This window comes from Janthinobacterium foliorum (assembly GCF_978021625.1).
Map to the genome: position 1 here is coordinate 322,397 of NZ_CDXDQE010000001.1, position 17,910 is coordinate 340,306.

A 17,910-nucleotide genomic window follows, 5' to 3' on the forward strand; every position below is an offset into this window, starting at 1 on the left:
CGATCAGGTAAGGTGAGGGGAAGCTGGCAAGCGCCAGTGTAACGGCGACCCTGCGCACTGTACATTACTTAGTTGCAACAAAATGAAATAACTTGCCGTATTGCAACACGCATAAATGTTGCCGCCAATCTCATTAATTAGAATAGAATCAACAATAATTACACCGTAACAAGGTACTGAATGAAATTCACGTTCAGGGGGGTACGCGGCTCGATTCCCTCCCCCGGTCCGCGCACGGCCCGCTATGGCGGCAACACCACCTGCATCGAGGTGCGCACCGATGACGACAGCCTGATCATCCTTGATGCGGGCAGCGGCATCTTTTCGCTGGCGCAGCAGCTGCCGGCGGGCGAGCCGGTGGATGCGCACGTCTTCATCACGCACAGCCACTGGGACCACATCCACGGCCTGCCCATGTTTTCGCCGCTGTTCGTGGCCGGCAACCGCATGCGCCTGCATGGCGCCTACGACGCGGTGGCGGGGCGCGGCATCGAGCACGTGATGGCGGTGCAGCTGCAAAACAGTTATTTCCCCGTCAGCGAAGCGGCCATGGCGGCCAGCATCGAGTACCGCACCCTGGCGCCCGGCGACGCCGTCGACGTGGGCGGCGCGCGCGTCTGCGGCGCGGAAATGAACCATCCCGTCATCAACCTGGGCTACCGCATCGACTGCGCCGGCGCCGCGCTGTTTTTCAGCGGCGACCATGAACCGTTCTATAACCTGCATCCGCCCGCGCATGCCGAGCATGCGGCTTGCGCGGCCCGCAACGCGCAGCGCCAGGCCGGCATCGACGCGCTCGTTGCCGGCGTCGATGCGCTGATCATGGACTGCTCCTACACGCGCGAGGAGTATCCGGGCAAGCAGGGCTGGGGCCATGGCACTTTCGACGCCGCCTTCGACCTGGCCCTGCGCTGCGGCGCGCGGCGCCTGTACTGTACCCACCACGAACCGACGCGCAGCGACGAGCAGCTCGAAGCCGTGTTTGCCGACGTGATGGGCCGCTACAGCGGCCGCCTCAATGGCCTGCAAGTGTTCCTCGCCTACGAGGGGCTGACGGTGGAACTGGCCTGAGCCGCCGTGCCCGCACTATGTTGCACAACGAACGGTGGGCTTGACCGCGAACCGCCATCATGGACGCTCATTATTCAAGGAGAGCGCCATGAGCAAACCCCACGACACTCCACGCGAGCAGCAGCAACAGGAAGACCAGCAAGCCCAGCAGGAAGCCAACAAGAGCCGCCAGCAAGCTGAACAAGACAAAGGCGCGATCCGCCAGAATGATGGGCTGAAGCAACATCAAGGCGGCGACAAGGGGCCGCGCGGCCAGTAAGCAAAAAAAAAGGGAGCCGCGAGGCTCCCTTTTTACTGGCGTTGGCTATCCATTACATGATGTGGTGGCCAATCCACCACGCGACTGCTGCGACAAATGCGGACGCGGGAATCGTGAAGATCCAGGCCCAGACGATATTGCCCGCCACGCCCCAGCGCACGGCCGACATCTTTTGCGACGAGCCGACGCCGACGATGGCGCCCGTGATGGTGTGCGTGGTCGACACGGGGATGCCCAGCGCCGTCGAGACGAACAGGGTGATGGCGCCGCCCGTTTCGGCGCAGAAGCCGCCGACCGGTTTGAGCTTGGTGATCTTCTGGCCCATGGTCTTGACGATGCGCCAGCCACCGAACAGGGTGCCGAAGCTGATGGCCGTGTAGCACGAAATGATGACCCACATCGGCGGCATGGCATCGGCCGCGCTGGAGTAGCCGGCGGCGATCAGCAGCATCCAGATGATGCCGATGGTTTTTTGCGCGTCGTTGCCGCCGTGGCCCAGGCTGTAGGCTGCGGCCGACACCAGCTGCAGGCGGCGGAACCACTTGTCGACCTTGCGCGGCGTCGAGCGGACGAAGATCCATGACACGATGAGCATCATGATCGAGCCGAATACAAAGCCCAGCACGGGCGCGATGACGATGAAGGCGACGGTTTTCCACAGGCCGGCCGCGACCAGCGCGCCCGTGCCCGACTTGGCGACAGCGGCGCCCACCAGGCCGCCGATCAGGGCGTGCGAGGACGACGATGGAATGCCGTAGTACCAGGTAAACAGGTTCCAGAAGATGGCGCCCATCAGGGCGCCGAAGATCACGTACTGGTCGATCACCGCCGGATCGATGGTGCCCTTGCCCACCGTGGCGGCCACGGTCAGCTGGTGAAACACGAAGATGGCGACGAAGTTGAAGGTGGCGGCCATGGCAACCGCGGTCTGCGGTTTCAATACGCCCGTCGAGACCACCGTGGCGATCGCGTTGGCGGCATCGTGGAAGCCGTTCATGAAGTCAAACAGCAGCGCCAGGACGATCAACAGGCCTAGCACATAGATGCTGATTTGTATGGTCATTATATGTTCTTTTCTGATTCTGGTTCAGGACAGGCCCAACGCTTACGCGTTTTCGACGATGATGCCTTCGATAATATTGGACACATCTTCGCAACGGTCCGTCACGGTTTCCAGAATCTCATAGATCGCCTTCAGCTTGATCAGGTTGCGCACGTCCGGCTCGTCGCGGAACAGCTTGGACATGGCGGCGCGCATCACGTGGTCGGCATCCGATTCCAGGCGGTCGATCTCTTCGCAGATGGCGACGATCTTGCGCGAGTTGTCCATGTTGTGCAGCATGGCGACGGCGTCGCGCACTTTCTCGGTGCAGGCCAGGACCAGTTCGGCCAGGCGCTTGGCTTCCGGCGTGACGGCTTTCAGGTCGTACAGGGACACGGTTTGCGCCGCATCTTCCAGCAAGTCCAGGATGTCGTCCTGGCGCGTGATCAGCTGATGGATGTCATCGCGGTCGATCGGCGTGATGAAGGTCTTGTGCAGCATTTCCACGGTGGCGTAGGTGACTTTGTCGGCCTGTTTCTCGATGCTTTCAATCGCATGCACGCGGTTTTCCAGGTCATCGAAATTGGTCATCAGGCCGAGCATTTCTTTCGCGCCCTTGACGCACAATTCCGCGTGCTGGTTAAACAATTCAAAAAACTTGCCCTCAGTGGGCATCAAGCGTCCAAACATGTCATTCTCCGTTAAGCATTGAGTCGTGTTATTTACTACAGAAAGCCGCCCCTTTTAATGAAGGGGCGGCCAATGGAATATCAGTGCTGCTGTGTTAGTCGCCTTGGTAAAGCGCCAGGCCACCACTGTAATTGCCAAATTTGGTGTACTGCCCCATGAAGGTGAGGCGGATGCTGCCGATTGGACCGTTACGTTGTTTACCGATGATGATTTCGGCCGTCCCCTTGTCGGGCGAGTCGGGGTTATATACCTCGTCACGGTAAATGAACAGGATCACGTCGGCATCCTGCTCGATAGCGCCCGATTCGCGCAAGTCCGACATCACGGGACGCTTGTTCGGGCGTTGTTCCAGCGAGCGGTTCAGCTGGGACAGCGCGATCACGGGGCAACCGAGTTCTTTCGCCAGGCCTTTCAAGCCCCGCGAAATCTCGGAAATTTCCGTGGCGCGGTTGTCGCCCGGGGTATTGGCCGACATCAGCTGCAAGTAATCGACGATGATCAGGCCCAGCTTGCCGCATTGGCGCGACAGGCGGCGCGAACGGGCACGCAATTCGATCGAGTTCAGCGCCGGCGTTTCATCGATGTACAACTGGGCGTCGTTCATCTTCTGGATCGCGTTGGTCAGGCGCGGCCAGTCTTCGTCGTTCAGGCGGCCCGTGCGCAGGCGGTGCTGGTCCAGCTGTCCGACGGAGCCGAGCATACGCATGGCCAGCTGGGCGCCGCCCATCTCCATCGAGAACACGGCCACGGGCAAGCCGCTGTCGATGGCGACGTTTTCGCCGATGTTGACGGAAAACGCCGTCTTGCCCATCGAAGGACGTCCCGCGACGATCACCAGGTCGCCCGGCTGCAGACCGGAAGTCATGCGGTCGAGGTCGATGAAACCGGTGGGCACGCCCGTGATTTCACTCTGGTTGTCACGGCTGTACAGTTCGTCGATGCGCTCGACCACCTGCGTCAGCAGGGGCTGGATGGCGGTCCAGCCCTGGGCGCCGCGCGCGCCTTCTTCGGCGATGGCGAAGATCTTCGACTCGGCCTCGTCAAGCATCTGCTTGACTTCCTTGCCTTGCGGGCTGAAGGCCGTGCCGGAGATATCGTCGGCCACGGTAATGAGCTTGCGCAGCACGCCGCGGTCGCGCACGATCTCGGCGTAGCGCCGGATGTTCGCGGCCGATGGCGTGTTTTGCGCCATGGCGTTCAGGTAAGCGAGTCCGCCCACATCCTCGGCCTTGCCGAGCTGGGTCAGGGTTTCAAAAACAGTAATGACATCGGCTGGCTTGGAAGCGTTAACCATCTTGACGATTTGCTCGAAGATGATGCGATGGTCATAGCGATAGAAATCCTCCGCATGCATGAAGTCGGCGATGCGGTCATACGCGGCATTGTCGCGCAGCAGACCACCGATGACGGATTGTTCTGCTTCGATCGAATGCGGCGGAATACGGAGGGAATCCAGTTGCGGATCAGAGGGGGCGTTCATGGCGCGAATTATACCCGCTTCGGCGTCAGGGCAAAAAAAAAGGGCGAAAAATCCAGGAAAAAAAGGCCACAAAAAAGCCGGGCGAACCCGGCTTTTCATAGTGCGGCAGCGCTTGCGGGCCAGGCCCGCAGACGATTACGCGTTCGCGTCTGGTACGACAGCGATAACGACTTCCACGACCACGTCGGTGTGCAGAGCAACCGAAACGTTGTGCTCGCCAACGATCTTCAGCGGGCCGGTAGGCATGCGGATTTGTGCTTTTTCAACAGCAAAACCTTGCTTGGTCAGCGCTTCAGCGATGTCGAAGTTGGTGACGGAACCGAACAGACGGCCATCGACGCCAGCTTTTTGAGCAACTTGAACGGTCAGGCCGCTCAGTTTTTCGCCCTGGGCTTGCGATGCAGCCAGTTTGGCGGCAGCAGCTTTTTCCAGTTCGGCGCGCTTGACTTCGAATTCAGCCACAGCGGTTGCCGTAGCACGACGTGCCAGGCGTTGCGGGATCAGGAAGTTACGTGCGTAACCGTCTTTGACTTTGACGACTTCGCCGAGGTTACCGACGTTAACAACTTTTTCTAACAGAATGATTTGCATAGTTCTTCTCCAGGAATATCTGACCGATTAAGCGTGGTGCAGATCGGTGTATGGCAGCAGCGCGAGGAAGCGAGCGCGCTTGATTGCGGTGTCAACTTGGCGCTGGTAGTGCGCTTTGGTACCGGTCAGGCGTGCTGGCATGATCTTGCCGTTTTCTTGGACGAAGTCTTTCAGCGTGTCGACGTCTTTGTAGTCGACTTGCTCAACGTGAGCTGCGGTGAAGCGGCAGAACTTCTTGCGTTTGAACAACGGGTTTTGCTGTTTGCGTTTTTCTTTAAGCTTGAGCTTATTTTTGTCGAACTTTTTACCGAATGCCATGTCAGGCTCCTGTATCTAAAATGCGCTAGTCGGGAATGACTGCACTAAAATCAATGATGTGAAACACCAAACTCTTGCTGTTGCGGCTTTTTCTGGCCAGGAAACCCGTGAACTGATACACCCCGCCCAAGCTTGCCTGGCTGAACCGGCCTGAGATTTCGCCAGCGGCTAGCGCGGCAACATCAAACTCGGTCAAACGGGCAATTCCTGCTTCCATCTGCTGCGAACTGTGCTGCAATACTGCATTCACAATCGGCAGCCCTGCCGGGGTATAGCGCAATATTTCGCGCTCGGCAATGATGGCGGTTACTTGTAGCTGGTTCAGCGCACGATCCTGGTCAAAAATTAAGCGGCTGCGGCTGGAGCGGCTGCTGGTGCTTCGGTGCGGTGGCTTTTGGCCGCGTCTTCGCGTTGTACCGATTTCATCATCGGCGAAGGAGCTGTTTCAGCTTTCTTCATTTTAACGGTCAGGTGACGCAACACGGCATCATTGAATTTGAATGCAGTTTCCAACTCGACCAGGGTCTCGTTGTCGCATTCGATGTTCAGGCAGATGTAGTGTGCTTTAGGCAGCTTTTGGATCGAGTAAGCCATTTGACGGCGGCCCCAATCTTCCACGCGGTGAACCGAACCGCCGCGGGTGGTTACGCTGGCTTTGTAGCGTTCGATCATCGCGGGCACTTGCTCGCTTTGGTCCGGATGGACGATAAAGACTATTTCATAATGACGCATGCAAACTCCTTCAGGTCGGATTGATAATCGCCCACCCCGGCGTCAAGACGGGTGTGGGAAGGTCAGCCGAAGATTATAACCGCCTTTTGCAAACGTTTCAATCATTCCTTCAACATGCCGTCCCCGCGACGGGCTGCCGCGGCGCTTTTCCCGGCCCATCCGACTATTTCGCGCAGAATTTGCGCAAATCGCCGAAATCCCCTTGCATAGTGGGCGATACTGTACAAAAATACAGACTGTTCATATAGACAGCATTTTAGTATGCACCCACCGCTCATGATCAAGCTGACAGCACGACAAGAACAAATCCTGAACCTGATCAAGGACGCGATTGAAAATACGGGGTTTCCTCCCACCCGTGCCGAGATCGCCAATGAATTGGGTTTCAAATCGGCCAATGCGGCCGAAGAGCATTTGCAGGCCCTGGCCCGCAAGGGCGCCATCGAGATTTCGCCAGGCACCTCGCGCGGCATCCGCCTGATCGGTGCGGCGGCCGAAACGCTGCCAGCGAAGGTGCCGGCGGCGCTGCTGATGTCGCTGCCCCTGATCGGCCGGGTGGCCGCCGGCTCGCCCATCCTGGCGCAGGAAAACCTGGAGGCGAGCTACAACGTCGACCCTGCCCTGTTCTCGGCCAAGCCCGACTTCCTGCTGAAGGTGCGCGGCTGGTCCATGCGCGACGCCGGCATCATGGATGGCGATTTGCTCGCCGTGAAAAAGGTCGACAGCGCCAAGAACGGCCAGATCGTCGTGGCCCGCATCGGCGACGAAGTCACCGTCAAGCGCTACAAGAAGACGGGTTCCGTCATCGAACTGCTGCCGGAAAACCCCGACTTCAAGGTCATCACCGTGTCGCCGGAAGATGAGTTTGCCCTCGAAGGCCTGGCCGTGGGACTCATGCGCAGCTGGCATTGAGTGAGCGCGCCTTCATGAACCTGCTGCGCAGCCCGCTCTCGGGCATCCGTTGCTCGCTAGCCGGGCGCTCCCGTACGAATGTGTACAGCTACGCTACTCAACCCGATATCGAGCTTGCTCGCCACGGTTTCCGAAGGCACGGCGACATTACCATGTAACAAGAAAAGCAAAGGGCCGCGACAGCATGACTGTCGCGGCCCTTTTCACATGGCGCGCGGCTGCTTATGCGTCCAGCGCGCTCTTGAAATCGTCCAGCAGGTCGGCCTCGTCCTCGATGCCCACGGAGACGCGGATCAGCGACTCGGCGATGCCCATGCTGGCGCGGCGCTCGGCGCCCATCTCGTAGAAGATCGTGTGGGCGACGGGAATCACCAGGGTGCGCGTGTCGCCCAGGTTGCTGGCTGGAATAGCCAGGTTCAGGCGGTTGAGGAAATCGAAGCAGTCGATGCCATCCTTCAACTCAAAGCTGAACAGCGAACCATAGCTGCGGAACAGCTCCTTTGCCAGCGCATGTTGCGGGTGCGACGCCAGGCCCGGGTAGTGCACGGCGGCCACGCGCGGGTCCGCGGCCAGCATGGTGGCCAGCGCCAGGGCGTTCGAGCAGGTGCGGTCCATGCGCAAGGCCATGGTTTCCGCGCCGACGGCGATATGGTGCGCCGCCTCCGGCCCCAGCGAGGCGCCAAAGTCGCGCAAGGCCTTGGCGCGGATTTGCGCGATGCCCCACTGCGCCGGCGCCGCCTTTTTGTAGTTTTCAAAGATGTTCGGGTATTGCGTCCAGTCGAACACGCCCGTATCCGTCAGGCTGCCGCCCAGCGCATTGCCGTGGCCGCCGATGGATTTCGTCAAGGCGTTCACCACCAGGCCGGCGCCCACGGCTTTCGGACGGAACAGGTAGGGCGTCGTCATGGTGTTGTCGACGATGTACAGGATGCCCTTTTCGCGGCACAAGTCGCCGATTTTCTTCAGGTCGGCAATCTGCGTGCGCGGGTTGGCGATGGTTTCGACAAACACGATGCGCGTGGCCGGCGTGATGGCGGCCGCCACGTTGGCCACGTCGGTGGCATCGACGAAGGACACGGCGATGCCCTGCCCCGTCACCGTTTGCCACAGGCTGTTGGTGTTGCCGAACAAAAATGCCGACGAGACGACATGGTCGCCCGCGCGCAGCAGCGACTGCACCACGGCGCCGATGGCCCCCATGCCGGTGGCGAAGCACAGGGTGGCCACGCCGTCTTCCATCTTGTTGACCTTCTCTTCCAATGCGGAAACAGTCGGGTTGCCCTGGCGGCCATAGCGGAAGCCTGGCTCCTTGCCCTGGAATACGGAAGCCAGCTGGCGCGCGTCAGCGTAACCGAAGGCAACGGAAGTGTGCACGGGCTTGTGCAGCGAACCGTGCTCGATGCCCTTGCGGCGGTCGTTGTGCAGGATGGTGGTGGTAAAGCCGTAGTTTTTTTTATCGTTCATGATCGCGGAGAAAAAAATGCCCGGCATCGGCCGGGCAGCTTACTTATGCTTCTGTCGTTGCCAGGTTCAAGTTCAACTGAGAACGCGGCGTATCTTCGGGCGCTGCCGCCTTCGGATGGTGGCGCGCATATTCCAGGCGGTCCAGGTATTCCTGCGACACGTCGCCCGTCACATACACACCGTCGAAGCACGATGCCTCGAAGCTGGTCAGGGCCGGGTTGACGTCGGCAATGGCTTGCTTCAGCGCTTCAATATCCTGGTACACCAGGTAGTCGGCCGTGATTTCGCGGCACACTTCTTCCGTGGTGCGGCCGTAGGCGATCAGTTCGTCGCGCGTCGGCATGTCGATGCCGTACACGTTCGGATAGATCACCGGCGGCGCGGCCGAGGCGAAGATGACTTTCGTCGCACCCGCTTCGCGCGCCATCTGCACGATCTCGCGGCTGGTGGTGCCGCGCACGATGGAGTCGTCGACCAGCAGCACCACTTTATCCTTGAATTCGGACGGGATGGCGTTGAGCTTCTGGCGCACGGATTTCTTGCGCGCCGCCTGGCCCGGCATGATGAAGGTACGGCCGATGTAGCGGTTCTTGATGAAGCCTTCGCGGTATTCGATGTTCAGCGCCATGGCCAGCTGGATGGCGGCCGGACGCGAGGAATCGGGAATCGGCATGACCACGTCGATATGCACGCCCGGCAGTTCGGTGCGGATTTTTTCAGCCAGGTATTCGCCCATTTTCAGGCGCGTGGCGTACACGGAAGCGCCGTCGATGACGGAATCGGGACGGGCCAGGTAGACGAATTCGAAGACGCAGGGATTCAAACTGGCATTGTCGGCGCACTGGGCGCTGTGCAATTGCTTGTCGGCGTCGATGAAGACGGCTTCGCCGGGGCCGATGTCGCGCACGAAGCGGAAGCCCATGCCTTCCAGGGCCACGGATTCGGAGGCGATCAGGTATTCGGGACCCTGCTCCGTTTCATTGATGCCCAGGCACAGCGGACGGATGCCGTGCGGGTCGCGGAAGGCCAGCAAGCCGACGCCGGCGATTTGCGCCACGGCGGCGTAGCCGCCCTTGACGCGGCGGTTCAGCACGGTAACGGCCTTGAAGATGGCTTCCGGGTCCAGATTCAGGCCCGTCGTCGCCTCCTGGATTTCATGCGCCAGCACGTTGAGCAGCACTTCCGAGTCGGAATCGGTATTGATGTGGCGGCGGTCGTTCTTGAACATTTCCTGCTTCAACTGTTCCCAGTTGGTCAGGTTGCCATTGTGCGCCAGGGTGATGCCGAACGGCGCATTCACATAAAACGGCTGTGCTTCCTCTTCGCTCGACGAGCCGGCCGTCGGATAACGACAGTGGCCGATGCCGGTGGTGCCTTGCAGCGAACGCATGTTACGCGTACGGAAGACGTCACGCACGAGGCCATTGGCCTTGTGCATGGAAAACATACTGCTGTGATTGGTCGCAATCCCTGCCGCATCCTGACCGCGATGTTGCAAGAGCAACAATGCATCATAGAGCAATTGATTGACAGGTTGATGGGAAACGACGCCGACGATGCCACACATGGTGTGCTCCTAAACTGTGCTACTGATTTTAAAAAAAATTCAAAATTTCACATGCTGCGCGTAAGCGGCAGGCAGATAAGGCTTGATGGCGCGCGCGCCCTGTTCCGCGAGCGGGCTGAGCAGCGCGTTTTTCCAGAAGGGCTGCTGCGGGATGGACGTCATGCCACACAAGATGACGGCGGTCAGCACGATCACAAGGCCCCGCGCCACGCCAAACAGGCTGCCCAGCGTGCGGTCCGCCAGGCTCAGGCCCGTCACCTTGACGAGCGCATCGACCGTCATGGACAGCAATCCCATCAAGATACGCACGCCGATGAACAGCACCACGAAGGCCAGCAACAGGCGCACGGCTTCGCCCGGCACGGCTTCCGGCAGGAATTTCGCCAGGGTGGCGCCATACGCATTGGCAATGACGAAGGCCACGATCCAGCTGACCAATGACAGTATTTCCTTGACCAGGCCGCGCATCATGCTGATCAGCACGGACGTCACCAGCACGAACAGCACCAGGTAATCGAAGATCGTCACGCGCGCTCAGCCTTGCATCGTCACGCCGGCACCAGCGAACCGCCCAGGCCCAGCTTTTGCAGCTTGGCGCGCGTCTTTTCCGCGTCTTCGCGGCTGCCGAACGGACCGACCCGTACGCGGATGCGCTCGCCGGCTGGGCTCGACACCTTCTGCGTGTACGACCTGATGCCTGCGTCGCGCAGTTTTTCCTGCAATTCGTCAACCTTGTCCTGCGTCGCCAGTGCCGCCACCTGCACCACGAACTTGCCGCTGCCGGCATCGTGGGCCTTGTCTTGTGGCTTCTCCACTGGCTTGCCTTCCAGAATCGCCAGCGCGCGCGCCGCATCGTCGGCAGACTGCGCCGGTTTGGCGGGTTTCGGTTCAGGCTTGCTTTCCGGTTTTACTTCATGCTTGGGCTCGGGTTTGGCTTCCGGCTTGGCCTCATGCTTTGGCTCCGCTTTTGCTTCGTGCTTCGGCTCCACCTTGACCGGCTTCGGTTCGGGCTTTGGCTCCGCTTTCGGTTCCACATAGGCCGGCTTGACCGGCGCCGGCTGGGCAGCGGCCAGCACGGGTGCCGGGGCGGGCGCAGGCCTGGCCGCTGGCGGCAGCGGCGCGTCGACGATTTCCTCGGACTGGTCCAGGCCATTCGATGCGGCCTGGGCCGGCACGGCCTGCACGGGTGCAGGCGCGGGCGCGGCGGCGACCTTTTCTTTCGACGGGATGTCGATGGCGATGTCGTTGACGGGCGCCTTCGGTTCGGAATCGAGCAGCATCGGCAAGCCGACGGCCACGCCCAGTGCCAGGGCAACGGCGCCGACCAGGCGGCGGCGCGCGCGTTTTTTTTCAGGCAAGACCGGGTCCGGTGCTTCCTTGCCGCCACGGCGAGCGCCGCCGCCACCGGCCGTGTTGGCGGCGCGTTTGCGTGTCGGCGACTGTGCTTCGCCAGGGACATAAAAGCCGCTGTCTTCGCCAGAGGATTCTTGCTTGTTTTTAAACAGTTTCGAGAACAAGCCCATGCGTGATTTTCAGTCGAGTGCGTTTCAGTGAAGTGAGGATTTTCGGGCCTTCATCACGCCAGCGACGGTGAGGAAAGAACCAAAGACCACAATTCTATCATTCTCACCGGCCCGGCTCATTGCATTTGCAAAAGCTTGTGCCGGATCATCGAAAATAGCCACGGTATGCTCGCTGCTGTCAGGCTTGTCTTCCAGCATGATCTGCACCTTGGCGGCCAGTTCTGAAGCCGTGGCCGCGCGCGGCGAAGGCAGGCCCGTCAGACACCAGTGGTCGACGTGTTCGGACATGGCGGCCAGTACGCCATCGATATCCTTGTCCTGCATGGAACCGAAGACGGCGTAGGTGTAGGGATGGAAACCCATATTGCCCAGGTTCTGGTTCAGCGCCGAGGCCGCATGAGGATTGTGCGCCACGTCGAGGATCACACTGGGGCGGCCAGGCAAGACCTGGAAGCGGCCCGGCAGCTCCACCGTCACCAGGCCCGTGCGCACTTCCTGCGCGCCCACGGGCAGTTTCAGCTTCAGCACTTCCAGCGCGGCCAGCACGGCCGTCGCGTTGAGGATCTGGTTGGCGCCCCGCAGGCTCGGGTAGGCCAGCGAATTGCGGCGCTGCTCGCGCCCGCCGTAGTTCCACTGCTGCTTGTCGCCCGAGTAATTGAAATCGCGGCCCATCAGCCACAGGTCGGCGCCGATGGCCTCGGCGTGGTCGATCAGCGACTGCGGCGGCACGGGGTCGCTGCAGATGGCCGCCTTGCCCGGACGGAAGATGCCGGCCTTTTCAAAGCCGATCGCTTCGCGCGTGTCGCCCAGGTAATCCGTGTGGTCGATGTCGACGCTGGTGACGATGGCCACGTCGGCGTCGATCACGTTGACGGCGTCCAGGCGCCCGCCCAGGCCCACTTCCAGGATGGCGACATCGAGGTTGGCCTGCGACAACAGCTGCAGGATGGCCAGGGTGGTGAATTCGAAATACGTCAGCGGCGTGTCGCCGCGCACGGCTTCGACGGCATTGAAGCTGGCGACAAGCTGCGCGTCGCTGGCCATCTCGCCCAGCACGCGCGCGCGCTCATTGAAATCGAGAAAGTGCGGCTTGATGTACAGGCCCACTTTGTAGCCAGCACGCAACAACACGGATTCCAGCATGGCACAGGTGGACCCTTTGCCATTCGTGCCCGCCACCATGATCACGGGGCAAGTAAAAGCCAGCTGCATGCGCGCCTTGACGGCTTGCACGCGGTCCAGGCCCATGTTGATCTGGGTTTCCGAATGCCGGGTTTCCAGCATGGCGAGCCAGTCCGGCAAGGTGGTGGGGAGGTTTTGCATGGGAGACTTCTTGATGAGGATACGGTGCGCAAGGCGCGGGGACGGTGTGGCGTGGCAACCGGGCGGGTCCGCAGGACACCGCCCGGCCTGTTACTTTGGCATTAAGCCAGGACTTCGACAGCCTGGTTCTGCAGCAAGGCCAGCAGGCGGGCGATTTCTTCGCGCATCTTGCGGCGGTCGACGATCATGTCGACGGCGCCCTTGGTGACGAGGAACTCGGCGCGCTGGAAGCCTTCCGGCAATTTTTCGCGCACGGTGTTTTCAATCACGCGGGGGCCGGCAAAGCCGATCAGCGCTTTCGGTTCGGCGATGACGACGTCGCCCATGAAGGCGAACGAGGCGGACACGCCACCCATGGTCGGATCGGTCAGCACGCTGATGAATGGCAATTTCTTTTCCGACAGCTTGGTCAGCATGGCAGTGGTTTTCGCCATCTGCATCAGCGACAGCAAGCCTTCCTGCATGCGCGCGCCACCGGTGGCGGTGATGCAAATGAACGGCACTTTCTGTTCCAGCGCGATCTGCGCGCCGCGCACGAAGCGCTCGCCGACCACGGAGCCCATGGAGCCGCCCATGAATTCGAATTCGAAGCACGCCACGACCACCGGCAGGCTCATGATGGCGCCGCCCATGACGACCATGGCATCCGTCTCGCCCGTCGCTTCCATGGCGGACTTCAGGCGGTCAGGATACTTCTTGCTGTCCTTGAATTTCAGGGTATCGACGGGCAGGATTTCCTGGCCGATTTCATAGCGGCCGCCCGCGTCGAGCAGGCTGTCGAGGCGTTCACGCGCGCGGATGCGCATGTGGTGGTCGCATTTCGGGCAGACGTGCAGGTTCGATTCCAGGTCCGTACGGTACAGCACGGCTTCGCACGATGGGCACTTGACCCACAGGCCTTCCGGCATGGTCTTGCGCGCGGCGGCGTCCGAACGCTGTATGCGCGGTGGCAGCAGTTTTTCCAACCAACTCATATTTTCTCCTTGGGCCCTTGTAGGGGTGGCGTCGGTGGACGCCCCCGGCAGACGGTAAACGGCGGCGCCCCGCAGGACGCCACCAAAAATTTTATCTATTGCACAATAACAGGCAAATCAGTGGCCGAAGTGTAGCCGTTTATCGCCGGGCTGTCGAACTTTGCCGCCAACGCATCTTGCGTAAACGACAAGCTTGCTCAGGCGTCCAGTGCGGCGCGTATACCGGCCGTAAAGCTGCGCACGGCGTCGACGGCGCCGCCTTCCGGCGCATTTTCAATTTCCTGGATGATGCGGCTGCCGATGACGACGGCATCGGCCACCTTGGCCACGGCCTTGGCCGTGGCCCCATCGCGGATGCCGAAACCCACGCCGATGGGTAATTTTACATGCTGACGGATGGCCGCGAGGCGCTCGGCCACCTGTTGCGTATCAATGTTACCGGCGCCCGTGACGCCTTTCAACGACACGTAATAGCTGAAGCCGCCACCGACCTTGGCCACTTGCGCGATGCGCTCTTCGGTCGAGGTGGGCGCCAGCAGGAAAATCAGGTCCAGGCCGGCCTCGCGCATGGCGGCGGCGAATTCCTCGCACTCTTCCGGCGGATAGTCGACGACGATGGCGCCATCGGCGCCGGCCGCCTGTGCCGCTGCAATGAACGCGGCGCTGCCGATGCGCTCGATCGGGTTCGCATAGCCCATCAGCACCACCGGGGTGCTCTGGTTGGTTTCGCGGAACTGGCGCACGTAGCCAAAGACGTCGTGGATGCCCACGTTGAATGTCAGGGCACGTTCGCAGGCGCGCTGGATGACGGGGCCTTCGGCCATGGGATCGGAAAACGGCACGCCCAGTTCCAGCACGTCGGCGCCGCCCTCGACGAGCGCATGCATCAGCGGCACGGTGGCGTCAGGGCCGGGGTCGCCGGCGGTAATAAAAGTGACCAGGCCGGTCTTGTTCTGTGATTTTAAATTGGCAAAGGTGGTGGCGATACGGGACATGGGATGCTTTCGTGTTATCGGTGAGAAATGTCGGGTTACGCGCTCGCGCTAACCCGACCTACTTGGGTTTGTCAGCTGCTTAACTGAAATTCAATCCCATGCGCTCCGCCACGGTATGCATGTCCTTGTCGCCACGGCCCGACAGGTTGGCCAGTACAATTTGATCTTTCGGCAAGGTGGCCGCCAGCTTGGCCGCGTAGGCCAGCGCATGCGACGATTCCAGGGCCGGGATGATGCCTTCGATATGGCAGCAGTCGTGGAAGGCCTGCAGCGCCTCGTCATCCGTGATGGACACGTATTGCGCGCGGCCCGAATCCTTCAGCCACGCATGTTCCGGACCCACGCCCGGATAGTCGAGGCCGGCCGAGACGGAATGCGTCTCGATGATCTGGCCATTTTCATCCTGCAGCAGATAGGTACGGTTGCCGTGCAGCACGCCCGGGAAGCCGGCCGTCAGCGAAGCCGAGTGCTTGCCCGTGTCCAGCCCTTCGCCGGCCGCCTCCACGCCGATCAGTTTCACGTCCTTCTGGTCGATATACGGGTAAAAGATGCCCATGGCATTCGAGCCGCCGCCGATGCAGGCCAGCACGTAGTCGGGCTGGCGGCCCGTCATTTCCGGCATCTGCACCAGGCATTCCTCGCCGATCACGGACTGGAAGTCGCGCACCATCATCGGATACGGATGGGGGCCGGCCACGGTGCCGATGATGTAAAAGGTGTTTTCGATATTCGTGACCCAGTCGCGCATGGCTTCGTTCAGCGCATCCTTCAAGGTCTTGGAACCGGATTCGACGGGCACGACGGTGGCGCCCAGCAGTTTCATGCGGTACACGTTCTGCGCCTGGCGCTTGACGTCCTCGCTGCCCATGTAGACCACGCATTCGAGGCCGAAGCGGGCGCAGATGGTGGCCGTGGCCACGCCGTGCTGGCCGGCGCCCGTCTCGGCGATGATGCGCGGCTTGCCCATGCGCTTGGCCAGCAGGGCCTGGCCAATCACGTTGTTGATCTTGTGCGCGCCCGTGTGGTTGAGGTCTTCGCGCTTGAAATAGATCTGCGCGCCGCCCGCCATCGCGGACCAGCGCTTGGCGTGGTAGATGGGCGACGGACGGCCGACGAAATGCTTCAGTTCATAGCGGAATTCTTCGAGGAATTCCGGGTCGGCGCTGTAGCGCGCGTAAGCCTCTTTCAGCTCGGCCAGCGCGTGCGTGAGCGTTTCGGCAACGAAGGAGCCGCCGTAGGGGCCGAAGTGGCCGCGCAGGTCGGGAAACGGATAATCGGTGGCGTGGAACAATGCGGCGGCTGCGCCGGGCGCGGTGGTATGGTCATTCATGGTGTTTTCCTCTGGCAATGATGGCATCGGCATCCTGGACCGCGGCGATGAAGGCGCGAACCAGGGATGCGTCCTTGATGCCCTTGGACGCTTCGACACCACTGCTGATGTCGACGGCGTAAGGGCGCACGCGCACCGCTGCGTCAGTCGCGTTTTGTACGCTCAAGCCACCACTTAAAACGACCCGAGGCGCGAGTTCTTCTGGAATGAGGGACCAATCGAATACCTTTCCTGCACCGCCATAGGCATCCACATAGGTATCCAGCAAGAGGCTGGCAAACAAGGGACTGGCGGCGCGATAGCGCTGTTCGTATTCTAGCAAATCTTCAAAGCGGGTGTCAGGTTTCACCCTGAACACCTGCGTAAACGGCGTATTCACGGCGCCAGCGAGCGCGGCGCTGTGTTCGGGCGTCTCGTCGCCATGAAATTGCAGCAGGGACAAGGGCGCCACGGCCCTGGCGGCCCGCACCTCTTCCACCGTGGCATTGACGAACAGGCCCACCGCCGTCACGTAGGGCGGGATGGCGGCGATCAGGCTGGCCGCCTGTTCTGGCGTCACGTAGCGGGGGCTTTTCGGATAAAACACGAAGCCGATGGCGTCGGCGCCCGCCGCCACGACAGATTGAATGTCTTCAACGCGGGTCAGGCCGCAGATCTTGATGCGTGTGCGTGGCATGCTGTATTCCTTGAAGTTATTGCGTGATGCGCAACGTCAGAACCAGGGCAGCGCGCTGCTGCTGTCTTGCGGCAAGCCCCATTTCGGATCGTAATCGATCTTCGCCAGGTACAGGCCGTCCGGCATGAAGGTGGGCGCGGCCGCGTGGCGGTCACGGCTTTCCAGCAGATGCCCGAGCCAGTCCGGCTTTTCGCGGCCGGTGCCGATATACACGAGCGAGCCGACCAGGTTGCGCACCATGTGGTGCAGGAAGGCATTGGCCGTAATCGTAAAAATGATGCAATCGCCGCGCCGCTCGATCTGGATGTCATGCATGAGCTTGACGGGCGACTTGGCCTGGCATTGCGCGGCGCGAAAAGCCGTGAAGTCGTGCCAGCCCAGCAGCGGCTGCACGGCCTGGCGCATCAGTTCCACGTCCAGCGGACGGAAAAAGAAGCCGGCGCGCCCTTCCACCAGCGGCGAACGCGTGGCATTGTTGTACAACACATAATGATAAGTGCGCGCGCGGGCGCTGAAGCGGGCATGGAAGAAATCGTTGACCGTCGGGTCGCCGGGCAATTCCTTGGCCCAGCGCACGGCGATGGACTTGGGCAGGAAGGCGTTGACGCCGCGCACCCAGGAGTGCACGTCGCGGTTCAGCTCCGTGTCGAAGTGCACGACTTGTTCGAGCGCATGCACGCCCGTATCCGTGCGGCCGGCGCAGGTGGTGGCCAGGCGCACGCGGGCAAACTGCTCCAGCGCGTTTTCCAGCTGGTCCTGCACCGTCTGCCCATCTTCCTGCTTCTGGTACCCATGCCAGGCCGTGCCGTCGTACTGCAGACCCAGGGCGATACGCTTCAATGGCGTTGCTGTCGTAATATTTTGCATCGGAGCATTATACCGGCGTGCAGGCAGCCCCGCCTCCCGACAACGCAAGCGCCTGAGACGGCGTTGATGGCCAGGCGCGCGCTGGAAGGCAGTACG

At 61.2% G+C, this 17,910-nt stretch carries 19 protein-coding genes and 1 pseudogene; 3 read left to right on the forward strand and 17 right to left on the reverse strand.

Annotated features, from left to right (window positions below; translation table 11 throughout):
• Positions 1 to 180 precede the first annotated feature (180 nt).
• Positions 181 to 1,071: an MBL fold metallo-hydrolase gene (locus ACZ92H_RS01450; protein ID WP_131370907.1), complete on the forward strand. Its 891-nt coding sequence runs from the start codon at positions 181 to 183 to the stop codon at positions 1,069 to 1,071.
• A gap of 88 nt (positions 1,072 to 1,159) precedes the next feature.
• Entirely contained in the window at positions 1,160 to 1,330 is a 171-nt protein-coding gene (locus ACZ92H_RS01455; protein ID WP_465048257.1) for a hypothetical protein, read from the forward strand.
• A gap of 52 nt (positions 1,331 to 1,382) precedes the next feature.
• Here the strand turns inward: ACZ92H_RS01455 and ACZ92H_RS01460 are convergent, their stop codons facing one another.
• The 7 genes from ACZ92H_RS01460 to rpsF form a co-directional block, all read right to left on the reverse strand.
• Positions 1,383 to 2,396 (reverse strand): inorganic phosphate transporter, encoded by a 1,014-nt coding sequence (locus ACZ92H_RS01460; RefSeq protein WP_131370910.1) that lies wholly within the window; start codon positions 2,394 to 2,396, stop codon positions 1,383 to 1,385.
• 39 nt (positions 2,397 to 2,435) lie between these two features.
• Positions 2,436 to 3,062: a DUF47 domain-containing protein gene (locus ACZ92H_RS01465; RefSeq protein ID WP_010400015.1), complete on the reverse strand. Its 627-nt coding sequence runs from the start codon at positions 3,060 to 3,062 to the stop codon at positions 2,436 to 2,438.
• Positions 3,063 to 3,156: 94 nt separating this feature from the next.
• A complete protein-coding gene (locus ACZ92H_RS01470) occupies positions 3,157 to 4,542 on the reverse strand; it encodes a replicative DNA helicase (RefSeq protein ID WP_071322553.1) in 1,386 nt (461 codons plus the stop codon).
• A gap of 135 nt (positions 4,543 to 4,677) precedes the next feature.
• Positions 4,678 to 5,133: a 50S ribosomal protein L9 gene (gene rplI / locus ACZ92H_RS01475; protein ID WP_034783456.1), complete on the reverse strand. Its 456-nt coding sequence runs from the start codon at positions 5,131 to 5,133 to the stop codon at positions 4,678 to 4,680.
• 27 nt (positions 5,134 to 5,160) lie between these two features.
• Positions 5,161 to 5,451 carry a 30S ribosomal protein S18 gene (gene rpsR, locus ACZ92H_RS01480; protein ID WP_010400024.1) on the reverse strand — a complete coding sequence of 97 codons (291 nt, stop codon included), beginning with the start codon at positions 5,449 to 5,451 and terminating at the stop codon, positions 5,161 to 5,163.
• Between the two features lie 25 nt (positions 5,452 to 5,476).
• A complete protein-coding gene (priB, locus tag ACZ92H_RS01485; protein WP_086144118.1) occupies positions 5,477 to 5,776 on the reverse strand; it encodes a primosomal replication protein N in 300 nt (99 codons plus the stop codon).
• A gap of 20 nt (positions 5,777 to 5,796) precedes the next feature.
• Positions 5,797 to 6,183, reverse strand: a complete 387-nt coding sequence (rpsF, locus tag ACZ92H_RS01490) for a 30S ribosomal protein S6 (RefSeq protein WP_010400028.1) — start codon at positions 6,181 to 6,183, stop codon at positions 5,797 to 5,799.
• A gap of 276 nt (positions 6,184 to 6,459) precedes the next feature.
• On the opposite strand from rpsF, the gene lexA reads away from it, so the two are divergent.
• Positions 6,460 to 7,095, forward strand: coding sequence for a transcriptional repressor LexA (gene lexA, locus ACZ92H_RS01495; RefSeq protein WP_131372306.1), 636 nt, complete (start codon positions 6,460 to 6,462; stop codon positions 7,093 to 7,095).
• 222 nt (positions 7,096 to 7,317) lie between these two features.
• Here the strand turns inward: lexA and ACZ92H_RS01500 are convergent, their stop codons facing one another.
• The 10 genes and pseudogenes from ACZ92H_RS01500 to truA all read right to left on the reverse strand — a co-directional run bounded on the left by ACZ92H_RS01500 (position 7,318) and on the right by truA (position 17,814).
• Positions 7,318 to 8,559 carry a cystathionine gamma-synthase family protein gene (locus ACZ92H_RS01500; protein ID WP_131370913.1) on the reverse strand — a complete coding sequence of 414 codons (1,242 nt, stop codon included), beginning with the start codon at positions 8,557 to 8,559 and terminating at the stop codon, positions 7,318 to 7,320.
• A 43-nt stretch (positions 8,560 to 8,602) separates the two neighbouring features.
• Positions 8,603 to 10,126: an amidophosphoribosyltransferase gene (gene purF, locus ACZ92H_RS01505; protein ID WP_131370916.1), complete on the reverse strand. Its 1,524-nt coding sequence runs from the start codon at positions 10,124 to 10,126 to the stop codon at positions 8,603 to 8,605.
• A 39-nt stretch (positions 10,127 to 10,165) separates the two neighbouring features.
• On the reverse strand, positions 10,166 to 10,654 hold the full coding sequence (locus ACZ92H_RS01510; RefSeq protein WP_092795381.1) for a CvpA family protein: 489 nt from the start codon (positions 10,652 to 10,654) through the stop codon (positions 10,166 to 10,168).
• 20 nt (positions 10,655 to 10,674) lie between these two features.
• Positions 10,675 to 11,649, reverse strand: a complete 975-nt coding sequence (locus ACZ92H_RS01515) for an SPOR domain-containing protein (protein ID WP_465048256.1) — start codon at positions 11,647 to 11,649, stop codon at positions 10,675 to 10,677.
• Positions 11,650 to 11,673: 24 nt separating this feature from the next.
• Entirely contained in the window at positions 11,674 to 12,972 is a 1,299-nt protein-coding gene (gene folC / locus ACZ92H_RS01520; RefSeq protein ID WP_465048255.1) for a bifunctional tetrahydrofolate synthase/dihydrofolate synthase, read from the reverse strand.
• 101 nt (positions 12,973 to 13,073) lie between these two features.
• Positions 13,074 to 13,946, reverse strand: coding sequence for an acetyl-CoA carboxylase, carboxyltransferase subunit beta (gene accD / locus ACZ92H_RS01525; RefSeq protein WP_010400390.1), 873 nt, complete (start codon positions 13,944 to 13,946; stop codon positions 13,074 to 13,076).
• Between the two features lie 197 nt (positions 13,947 to 14,143).
• Positions 14,144 to 14,941: a tryptophan synthase subunit alpha gene (gene trpA / locus ACZ92H_RS01530; protein ID WP_131370926.1), complete on the reverse strand. Its 798-nt coding sequence runs from the start codon at positions 14,939 to 14,941 to the stop codon at positions 14,144 to 14,146.
• 79 nt (positions 14,942 to 15,020) lie between these two features.
• The gene (trpB, locus tag ACZ92H_RS01535; protein ID WP_131370929.1) at positions 15,021 to 16,271 is read right to left on the reverse strand and encodes a tryptophan synthase subunit beta; all 1,251 of its coding nucleotides are present in this window, start codon (positions 16,269 to 16,271) and stop codon (positions 15,021 to 15,023) included.
• Positions 16,264 to 16,953, reverse strand: a pseudogene (locus tag ACZ92H_RS01540) (phosphoribosylanthranilate isomerase); the annotation flags it as partial. The pseudogene ACZ92H_RS01540 and the gene trpB, both read right to left, overlap by 8 nt.
• Before the next feature lie 30 nt (positions 16,954 to 16,983).
• Complete coding sequence (gene truA, locus ACZ92H_RS01545; RefSeq protein ID WP_465048254.1) at positions 16,984 to 17,814, reverse strand: tRNA pseudouridine(38-40) synthase TruA; 831 nt, start codon at positions 17,812 to 17,814, stop codon at positions 16,984 to 16,986.
• Positions 17,815 to 17,910 lie beyond the last annotated feature (96 nt).